General features: G+C 59.8%; 9 protein-coding genes. All 9 read left to right on the top strand.

The features are described from left to right. The first annotated feature begins 9 nt into the window (after positions 1–9). The 9 genes from ccoG (at position 10) to FJ434_RS23350 (ending at position 9,224) form a co-directional block, all read left to right on the top strand. Positions 10–1,566 carry a cytochrome c oxidase accessory protein CcoG gene (gene ccoG / locus FJ434_RS23305; RefSeq protein WP_140750772.1) on the top strand — a complete coding sequence of 519 codons (1,557 nt, stop codon included), beginning with the start codon at positions 10–12 and terminating at the stop codon, positions 1,564–1,566. Then, positions 1,563–2,060 (top strand): FixH family protein, encoded by a 498-nt coding sequence (locus FJ434_RS23310; protein WP_140750774.1) that lies wholly within the window; start codon positions 1,563–1,565, stop codon positions 2,058–2,060. Before ccoG ends, FJ434_RS23310 begins: the two co-directional genes overlap by 4 nt. Then, entirely contained in the window at positions 2,057–4,327 is a 2,271-nt protein-coding gene (locus FJ434_RS23315; RefSeq protein ID WP_140750776.1) for a cation-translocating P-type ATPase, read from the top strand. The genes FJ434_RS23310 and FJ434_RS23315 overlap by 4 nt, the downstream gene beginning before the upstream one ends. Next, on the top strand, positions 4,324–4,479 hold the full coding sequence (gene ccoS / locus FJ434_RS23320; protein WP_140509366.1) for a cbb3-type cytochrome oxidase assembly protein CcoS: 156 nt from the start codon (positions 4,324–4,326) through the stop codon (positions 4,477–4,479). The genes FJ434_RS23315 and ccoS overlap by 4 nt, the downstream gene beginning before the upstream one ends. Before the next feature lie 299 nt (positions 4,480–4,778). Next, positions 4,779–6,293, top strand: coding sequence for a PAS domain S-box protein (locus FJ434_RS23325; RefSeq protein ID WP_246678339.1), 1,515 nt, complete (start codon positions 4,779–4,781; stop codon positions 6,291–6,293). After that, the gene (gene fixJ, locus FJ434_RS23330; protein WP_140750778.1) at positions 6,280–6,894 is read left to right on the top strand and encodes a response regulator FixJ; all 615 of its coding nucleotides are present in this window, start codon (positions 6,280–6,282) and stop codon (positions 6,892–6,894) included. Before FJ434_RS23325 ends, fixJ begins: the two co-directional genes overlap by 14 nt. Before the next feature lie 431 nt (positions 6,895–7,325). Further along, complete coding sequence (locus FJ434_RS23340) at positions 7,326–7,763, top strand: DUF2267 domain-containing protein (protein ID WP_140750780.1); 438 nt, start codon at positions 7,326–7,328, stop codon at positions 7,761–7,763. A 208-nt stretch (positions 7,764–7,971) separates the two neighbouring features. Then, the gene (locus tag FJ434_RS23345) at positions 7,972–8,412 is read left to right on the top strand and encodes a pyridoxamine 5'-phosphate oxidase family protein (protein ID WP_140750782.1); all 441 of its coding nucleotides are present in this window, start codon (positions 7,972–7,974) and stop codon (positions 8,410–8,412) included. A gap of 167 nt (positions 8,413–8,579) precedes the next feature. Further along, positions 8,580–9,224 (top strand): helix-turn-helix domain-containing protein, encoded by a 645-nt coding sequence (locus tag FJ434_RS23350; protein WP_140750784.1) that lies wholly within the window; start codon positions 8,580–8,582, stop codon positions 9,222–9,224. Positions 9,225–9,444: the final 220 nt, after the last annotated feature.

Consider the following 9,444-nt stretch of genomic DNA (forward strand, 5'->3'; position numbering starts at 1 on the left):
GGAGATACCGTGGACCAAACACAGATAGAACGGCTTGAGGCAGAGCCGGTCAATTCCGCCAAGACACGGCAGCCGCTTTACGCCGCACGCAAGAAGATCTTTCCCAAGCGCGCTGCTGGTCGCTTTCGCCAGTTCAAATGGCTGGTGATGGCCGTTACCCTCGGCATCTATTACCTGACACCATGGCTGCGGTGGGATCGCGGCGCTTACGCGCCAGACCAGGCGGTTCTGGTGGACCTCGCGAACCGCCGCTTCTACTTCTTCTTCATCGAAATCTGGCCGCAGGAATTCTACTACGTCGCCGGGCTGCTCGTGATGGCCGGGGTCGGCCTCTTCCTGCTCACGTCAACAGTCGGCCGCGCCTGGTGCGGCTACGCTTGCCCGCAGACGGTATGGGTCGATCTGTTTCTTGTCGTAGAACGCGCGATCGAGGGAGATCGCAATGCGCGCATGAAACTTGACGCTGGCTCGTGGACAGCTCGCAAGCTCGCACTTCGTACGGCCAAACACCTAATCTGGCTGGTCATAGCGGTGGCGACAGGTGGAGCATGGATATTCTACTTCGCCGATGCCCCAACACTCCTGCGGGAGGTCTTCACCGGGACCGCGGCAGCCGTCGCCTATGGCACGATCGGCATCCTGACAGCGACTACCTACACTTTCGGCGGGCTGATGCGCGAACAGGTGTGCACGTACATGTGCCCTTGGCCGCGGATCCAGGCAGCCATGCTCGACGAGAGTTCGCTGACGGTCACCTACAATGACTGGCGGGGCGAGCCGCGTTCGCGGCATGCCAAGAAAGCCCAGGCAGCCGGCCTTCCAACCGGGGACTGTGTTGATTGCAACGCCTGCGTCGCCGTCTGCCCGATGGGCATCGATATCCGCGACGGTCAGCAACTCGAATGCATCACCTGCGCGCTGTGCATCGACGCGTGCGACGGCGTCATGGATAAGCTCGGCAGGGAGCGCGGGCTGATCTCCTACGCCACCCTTACGGACTACAACGCCAACATGGCTCTGGCCACGGCTCAGGGAGCGTCGCCCATCACACCTTCGCTGATCAGGGCCGGTGACGGGCGGTTCTCCGAAAAGGTTGTGCATTTCCATCTGAGGAAAATCTTTCGGCCACGCACCTTCGCCTATATGGGCCTGTGGTCGATGCTTGGAGTTGGATTGGTCTACTCGCTGCTGACGCGGGACCGGCTCGAAGTGAATGTCCTTCATGACCGCAATCCGCAATTCGTCACGTTGTCCGATGGCGCCATCCGCAATGGCTACACGGTCAAACTGCTCAACATGATTCCAGAGCCGCGGACAATCGTCGTCACGCTACAGGGGCTCGACGGCGCCGAAATGAGCCTGGTCGGCAGCGACCTTCCGCCGGGGCGCACCTTTGCGATTCCTGTCGAACCCGACCGACTGAAAACGCTGAAGATTTTTGTGCGCATGCCAGCTGCTCGGATTCAGGGCGAAACGCAGAGCTTCAAGTTCGTCGCCGAGGACAAAGCGTCATTCGAGTCTAACCAGTACGTCGCCACCTTCAACGCGCCGGAGATCAGCAAATGAGCACCGCGACACAACGGCCCCGCGAATTCACCGGCAGGCATATGCTTGCCGTCATCCTGGCTTTCTTCGGTGTCGTCATCGGGGTCAACGTCTTGATGGCCACACTGGCAAACACAAGCTGGACAGGCCTCGTGGTCGAGAACACCTATGTCGCCAGTCAGCAATTCAACAAGAAAGCCGAGCAAGGCCGCGCCCAGGCGGCACTCGGTTGGAAAAGCCTGTTTGTCATCTCGGACGGAGACGTCCGTTACAGCCTGGCTGACGCCGCCGGCAAACCGATTGCGTTGCACAGTGTCAAGGTGATGTTTCGCCATCCTGCCTATGAGAAGGAAGACGAATTAGTCATTCTGACTTCCGGGAACGCACAGGAATTTGCAGCGCGCCATCAGCCAAAAGACGGGGTCTGGATTGTGGAGGTGGACGCCGACGCAGGGCTCTCCGAGCCGTATCGCGAGGTTCGACGGCTGATCATCGCTCACGGTGAAATCCAATGAGCTGCTGCGCACCCGGAGCTGAATCCGTACTGGATCTCGGTGGTCCGACGGCGAATTTGCCGTCAAGCCAGGAGATCCGCCTGGCAAGCCGGGCGCTTGGCGACGGAATCAATCAAACCGATCTGTCGGTGCCAACGGTCCACTGCGGTGCCTGCATCCAAACCATCGAGTCTGCGCTCGGCACACTCGATCGGGTCGAAAGCGCGCGCGTGAACCTTTCCACAAAAAGGGTCTCCGTCCGCTGGCGTGACGGTGCGGTGCCACCACTGGCAAGCGTCCTCGCCGACCTGGGCTATCAGGCCCACCTCTTCGATCCTCAGGCCGAAGCACGGGACGAAACGCTGTCTGAATTGATCCGCGCCGTTGCTGTTTCCGGCTTTGCCGCCGGCAACATCATGCTCCTCTCCGTCTCGGTTTGGTCCGGGGCGCAAGGTGCAACGCGTGACTTGTTCCATTGGGTATCGGCGCTGATCGCCATCCCGGCGCTGGCGTTCGCCGGCGGCATATTCTTCCGCTCGGCATTGAATGCATTGCGCCATGGTCGCATGAACATGGACGTGCCGATTGCCGTAGGCGTCTCGCTCGCTTACTCAATGAGCCTCTACGAAACAATCAACCATGGCGTTCACGCCTATTTTGACGCTTCGGTGTCGTTGCTGTTCTTCCTGTTGATCGGCAGAACGCTCGACCATGTCATGCGCGAACGCGCGCGAACCGCTGTGAACGGGCTGTCGCGGCTTGCCGCGCGTGGCGCAATGGTCGTACGCGCCGATCGCTCTCGCCATTACCTGCCCGTTGAGGAAATTGAGCCCGGAATGCAGATCCTTGTGCCTGCGGGCGACAGGATTCCGGTTGACGGCAAGATCCTCAAAGGAGCATCGGATCTCGATTGCTCCCTGGTCTCCGGCGAGAGCAAGCCGCGACAGGCATCGCCCGGAGAAATCGTCCAGGCCGGCATACTCAATCTCACTGGCCCGCTGACGATCGAGGCCATGGCCGCCGCGAAAGACTCCTTCCTGGCGGAAATGGTTCGGCTGATGGAGGCCGCCGAAGGCGGGCGGGCGAGGTATCGCCGGATCGCCGATCGCGTCTCGGCACTCTATGCCCCGGTTGTCCACCTCACCGCCTTTGCGACATTCCTCGGATGGATGGCCGCCACAGGCGACTGGCACAGGGCGATGACCATCGCGATCGCGGTCCTGATCATCACTTGTCCCTGTGCGCTTGGCCTTGCGGTGCCAATTGTGCAGGTGGTGGCTGCTCGACGCCTGTTCGAGAGCGGCATCATGGTCAAGGATGGCTCGGCAATGGAGCGTCTGGCAACGATTGACACAGCGGCGTTCGATAAGACCGGAACGCTCACGCAGGGACAGCCCCGGCTAGTCAACGCGCCCTCAATCGATCCCCACATGTTGGCTATTGCCGCCAACATCGCCTCAAACTCTCGCCATCCTTACTCAAAGGCCATCGAGGGCTCTGCCATTCTCGGCAGGCAGTCGAAATTCGATGCCATGACCGAGCATCCGGGATTCGGAATCGAAGCCATCTCCGAAGGAAGCACTTGGCGGTTGGGTCGGCGCGGATGGGCCGGATGGAAAACCAGAACCGGAGGTGAAGGCAAGCATGGCTATGGTGGAACGGTTCTGACGAAGGACGGAACCATTGTCGCTACCTTCGAATTCGAGGATGCGCTACGCGCCGACGCCAAGGCTGCCGTGGCGCAATTGAAAGGCGCTGGCGTGTCGATCGAAATGCTGTCGGGCGATACCGCGGGAACCTGTGCTGAAGTCGCTCGGACACTCGATATCGACGACTTCGTTTCGTGCCTCCTGCCGTCCGGCAAGGTCGAACACATCGAAACCCTCGCCAAGTCAGGGCACAAGGTTCTGATGGTTGGCGATGGGTTGAACGATACGCCCGCATCGAGTGCGGCGCATGTCTCGATCGCGCCAGCCACGGCGGCCGACATCGGCCGCAACGCCGCGGACTTTGTGTTCCTGCGCGACAGCCTCCTGGCGATACCGCTCGCGCTGGAGGTGTCCAGAAAAGCCGGACGGCTCATCAAGCAGAATCTCGCTTTGGCAATCGTCTACAATGCGGTTGCGGTGCCTGTCGCAATCCTCGGTCACGTCACGCCGCTGATCGCGGCGGCGGCGATGTCGATTTCTTCACTGCTTGTCATTGCAAATGCGCTACGCCTGCATGGCTTCGCACTGGGCCAACAAGCCCCGATTTCGGGTCTTCAAGCATCGGCACGAATGCCATGACGACACTCGTCTATCTTATACCAGTTGCACTGTTTCTCGGCACGTTGGGCCTGCTGGCCTTCCTGTGGGCGCTGAGGAGTGGTCAGTATGACGATCTTGATGGCGCGCCCGAGCGTATTCTGACTGATCAGGAGGACGCTCCGAACCCGTGAATGGCTGGAAGCAAGCTGGTGACCAGGCCAGGCATCGCTGCCGAAGCCAGCCGATGCATGACATCAGGTCAGGCGCCTTTCGCGGAGCGGTCGATCGTCGTGATGAATTGCGCCCGCTCGGCGCCGCCCGTCTTGATGCTAATCGAAGAGCAATTTTCAAATCCTCAGCGGTCACACCAAACACCCTGGCTCGATTGGTTTTGCTTGCACGGCAAGGGATGTTAATTAGGCTTTGCCGCGGGGCACCAATCCAGGGATTTCATGTGAGCGAAGCGCGCGATTTGTCGACAGGTGGGGCGATGCTGAAATCGGCGTTGTCGCAGATGTTCGACCAAGCTCCAGGATTCATGACCTTGTTGCGCGAGCCAGGTCACGTTTTCGAATTGACCAACGGTGCCTATCAACGGCTGATCGGTAACAGGCAGGTCATTGGAAAATCGGTGCGCGAGGCCCTGCCCGAGCTTGCAGGCCAAGGCTTGTATGAAATGTTGGACCAGGTCTACGAAACCGGTGAGCCCTACAGGGGCCGAGGGGTCAAGGTCACTCTGCGCAACAGGGACGACGAACAGGTCGAAGAGCGCATCCTGGATTTCGTCTACCAGCCTATCAGAGCCGAGGATGGCCACATCACCGCCATTTTCATCGAGGGCACCGATGTCAGCGAACTTTCTTTTGCAAACGCGGCTCTTCAGCTGCGCGAAGATCACTTGCGGTCGATCCTGGCAACGGTGCCGGATGCGATGGTCGTTATCGACGAGCAAGCGTATATCCAGTCCTTCAGCACCGCTGCCGAAACGCTCTTCGGCTATCGGGCAAACGAAGTCATCGGTCAGAATGTCAATCTTCTCATGCCGTCCCCCTACCGCGAGGAGCACGACGCCTACTTGCAACGCTATCTCACGACCGGTGAACGCCGCATCATTGGGCTCGGCCGCACCGTTACCGGAATGCGCAAGGACGGCTCGACTTTTCCGATGGAACTTTCCGTTGGCGAGATGCATCCCGGAACTGGACGATTCTTTACCGGCTTCTGCCGCGACCTGACCGAGCGCCACAGGGCAGAGGCGAGAATTCAGGAGCAGCAGATGGAACTGCTTCACATGGCCCGGTTTACCGCGCTTGGCGAAATGGCATCGACGCTGGCGCACGAGATCAACCAGCCGCTGACCGCGATCACGAACTATCTAAAGGGCAGTCGCAGGCTTCTCGAAGGCAGCACCGAAGCGAGTGCACCGATGCTGCGGGAGGCTGTCGAGAAGGCGGCGGAACAGGCGCTGAGAGCAGGAGAAGTCATTCGTCACCTTCGGGATTTCGTCGCCAGGGGCGAAAGCGAACGCCAGGTCCAGCGCCTGCCGGCTCTGATCGAGGAGGCCTCATCCCTAGCGTTGGTCGGCGCAAGGGAAATAGATTTGCTCGTCAGCTACAAGCTGGATCTTGCCGCCGAACTTGTCCTGGCCGATCGTATCCAGATCCAGCAAGTTCTGCTCAACTTGATGCGCAATGCGGTGGAAGCCATGCAAGGCGCGCTGCGCCGTGAATTACAGGTCACGACCGTTGCCCGCGAAGATGGCATGGCCGAGGTGAGCGTCATTGATACAGGCCCTGGCCTCGCGCCGGAGGTGTCGGCCCAGCTTTTCCAGCCCTTCGTCACCACCAAGAAACATGGCATGGGTGTCGGGCTTTCCATTTGCCGTACGATAGTCGAATCGCACGGCGGCCATATATGGGCTGAGGCGGTTCCGACGGAGGGCACCGCTTTCCGGTTCACCTTGCGCATCCTTGAAAGGGAAGAGGTCGCCGATGGCCGGGAATGATCTTGTGCACGTGGTCGATGACGACGTGGACGTTCGAAAATCGCTTGGTTTCCTTCTTGGCACGGCGAATTTCGCCGTACGGCTGCACGATTCGGCAACGGCCTTTCTCGACACGATGACCGGCAAGATCGAAGGATGCATTGTCACTGATGTGCGCATGCCTGGTATAGACGGCATCGAGTTCCTGCGACAGCTCAGGGCCCGGGGCCATACGGTTCCGACAATCGTCATGACAGGTCACGCCGATGTTGCCCTCGCCGTCCAGGCAATGAAGGAAGGAGCCGCCGACTTCATCGAAAAGCCATTCGACGACCAGATCCTGATCGACGCGATCCGCTCGGCACTCGATGGGGGCAAGCAGGTGGGCGCCACGCACCCTCAATCCGCTGAGATCGGCAGTCGCCTGTCGACTTTGTCGGAGCGCGAGCGGCAGGTCCTCAACGGGCTCGTGTCAGGGCTGCCGAACAAGACGATAGCCTACGACCTGGGCATCAGTCCGCGCACGGTCGAGATCCATCGTGCCAACGTGATGAGCAAAATGGCGGCCGGCAGCCTTTCACATCTCGTGCGCATGGCGTTGATCATGGAATCCAAAAGCTAAGCTGGACCTCCGACAGATTTGTCATGGCTGGCTGGGGTTCTTTCCGCCTGCCAATCGCGCCAATGAGTTGGCCGAATGTCGACAAGCGCGCCGGTCGCCGCATTCTGCCAGCCTTTGTCTGCCTTCCGGCAGGGAAACACAAGCGAGTGCCCGCCCTCCTCATCAAAGACGGCCAGTTCGAGGTCGCAGCCAGACGGCGCGCTTAGGATTTGCTTCCACATCGCAGCACGATCTTCACAAACGGCGAGCCGCGCATTGATTTGCATCATTTTTCGAGAATTCCGGGCTGCCATCCGCAGCTGCGTGGACGCCGGAAAAGGTGATGTGTGATCATTTGGCAAGCAGCCGACTTCTCCTACAGATTGATCCAACTCAATGCGCAAACCTCGTCGAGGCGCGAAAACTGGCGGAGGCTTCCAAGGAACAATCGTATGAACCACATCGTATCCCATACCTCGTTTGCTACCTTCAACCACGCGGCCCAGCAGGCGCAGCAATGGGTCAACGAACTGGCCAAGGATCTCGGCTGGAGCGAGCCAAGCGCCTATCGGCTGATGAGATCCGTTCTGCGTACACTGCGCGACTGGCTGTCGCCTGCAGAAATGGCCGATCTATCGGCGCAGTTGCCAGTCCTGGTCCGTGGCGTTTACTTCGATGGCTGGAAACCATCGCCGCCGGCGTTCGAGAGAACGAAGCGTGATTTTATCACGAGCGTCAGAGCCAGTTTCGGCCATGACGACGAGATCGATTTCGACGTCGCTATCAACGCCGTGTTCACGCTTCTCGACCGCCATATATCGCATGGCGAGATCGTGCAGGTCCGAAGCTCGATGAAGAAGTCGCTTCGTGAACTGTGGCCAGCGGACTGACCGATGCTCCGCGACAGACAGGATGCCGGAAGCTGGGCGCCTAACGGGAGAAGCTTTGGCTGCGAATCAATAGCGCAGTCTCGCTGGGCCACGTTCCTGGGCGGGTGGAGCCCGAAGCCTCAATGCCGGTCTCGCCCTCCTGACCGTTTGCAAGACGGGCGCCAGAGACCGTCCCAAGGACCATAACGACAGATTGGAGATTGCACCGATGCTGATCCGGATCCTTTCCGTACTGGAATGCACGACGTTCTTGACCGCCAATCGCGTTGGCCACTTGGCTTGCGCCAAGGACGGGCAACCCTATCTCGTGCCGATCTACTACGCCCACGCCGACAATCATCTCTATGCGTTTTCCATGCCGGGCAAGAAGATCGAATGGATGCGAGCCAATCCGCTGGTGTCCGTTCAGGTTGGTGAACAGGGTGAAGGACGCAGATGGAAAAGCGTGGTCGTCGAGGGCCGTTTTGAAGAGCTGCCGGATCGGATTGGCCACAAGCTCGAACGGGACCATGCCTGGGCGATGTTGAGCAAGCACTCCAACTGGTGGGAGCCCGGCGCGCTCAAGCCAGTCATGCCTTCGGACAGCGCACCGCATGTGTTCTTCCGGCTCCTTGTGCAGCAGGTGTCGGGTCGGGAAGCCGTGGAATAGCTGGCGCTTGGCTGGCTTGGTACGGCTGCTTTCTCGATCCGGGCAATTTGGCTGAAAGCTGCCCGCTGATTGGAGGATAGGTAGTTCTCCGTAGGGACATAACCGAATTCCGCAACACATGAATTGGCGCGATTGCTGTGTCACGGACAAAACCGGGGAAAACAGCCATGCACGCCTACACCGTCTCCAGAGTATTGCCTTCGCAATCCGATCAAATGAGCTTTCCCGCGGCATTCGATGGCACACAGCCGCAACCGGTCAGCTTCTATCCCGCAGGCTCGGAAATCTATGCCCAGGGCGAAAAGGCCGGAGCCCTCTATCAGGTCGAGTTCGGGGCCGTCCGTCTCTACCGCCTCCTCGCCGACGGTCGCAGGCAGATCAGCGCCTTTCACCTTGCAGGCGAGACTTTTGGCTTTGAAGCAGACGCCACGCATCACTTCTTTGCCGAAGCGATCAACATGACTGGTCTCCGTGCTGTCCGGCTCGCGGCCGGCGCGGATGTCTCGCGTAAACTGCTGCCGCTTGCCCTCAAGGGCCTGGTACGGGCGCAGGAGCATCTCCTGGTCCTCGGGCGTCAGAGCTCCATCGAACGTGTCGCGGCCTTCCTCCTCGATATGGCGGAGCGCCAAGGTGGATTGCAGCTTGTCGAACTGCCGATGTCGAGGATGGACATCGGCGACTATCTGGGCCTCACGATCGAGACTGTGTCGCGCGTGTTCACCAAGCTGAAGGACAAGGGCACGATACGTCTTCTCGGTCTGCGCAACGTCGAGATCGTCAGATACGATACCTTGCGCAATATCAGCGAATGAGCCGATTGGCTCGGATCGCCGGCATGCCGATTCGGCCGAGCGTGGAGTGCCCTGCCCTTGACGGAAATCAAAACGGCGCGAGCATTAGCATTTCACATGGCGTCGACCAGCAGAGGTGTTTCGCGGTCGGAGGGAACGAACCCATGAATTACCAGCGTTTCTTCGAGGAGGCGATCGACCAGCTCCATGCCGAGCGTCGCTACCGCGTCTTCGCCGACCT

Source organism: Mesorhizobium sp. B2-5-13 (genome assembly GCF_006440535.1).
GTDB classification, from domain to species: Bacteria; Pseudomonadota; Alphaproteobacteria; order Rhizobiales; family Rhizobiaceae; genus Mesorhizobium; species Mesorhizobium salmacidum.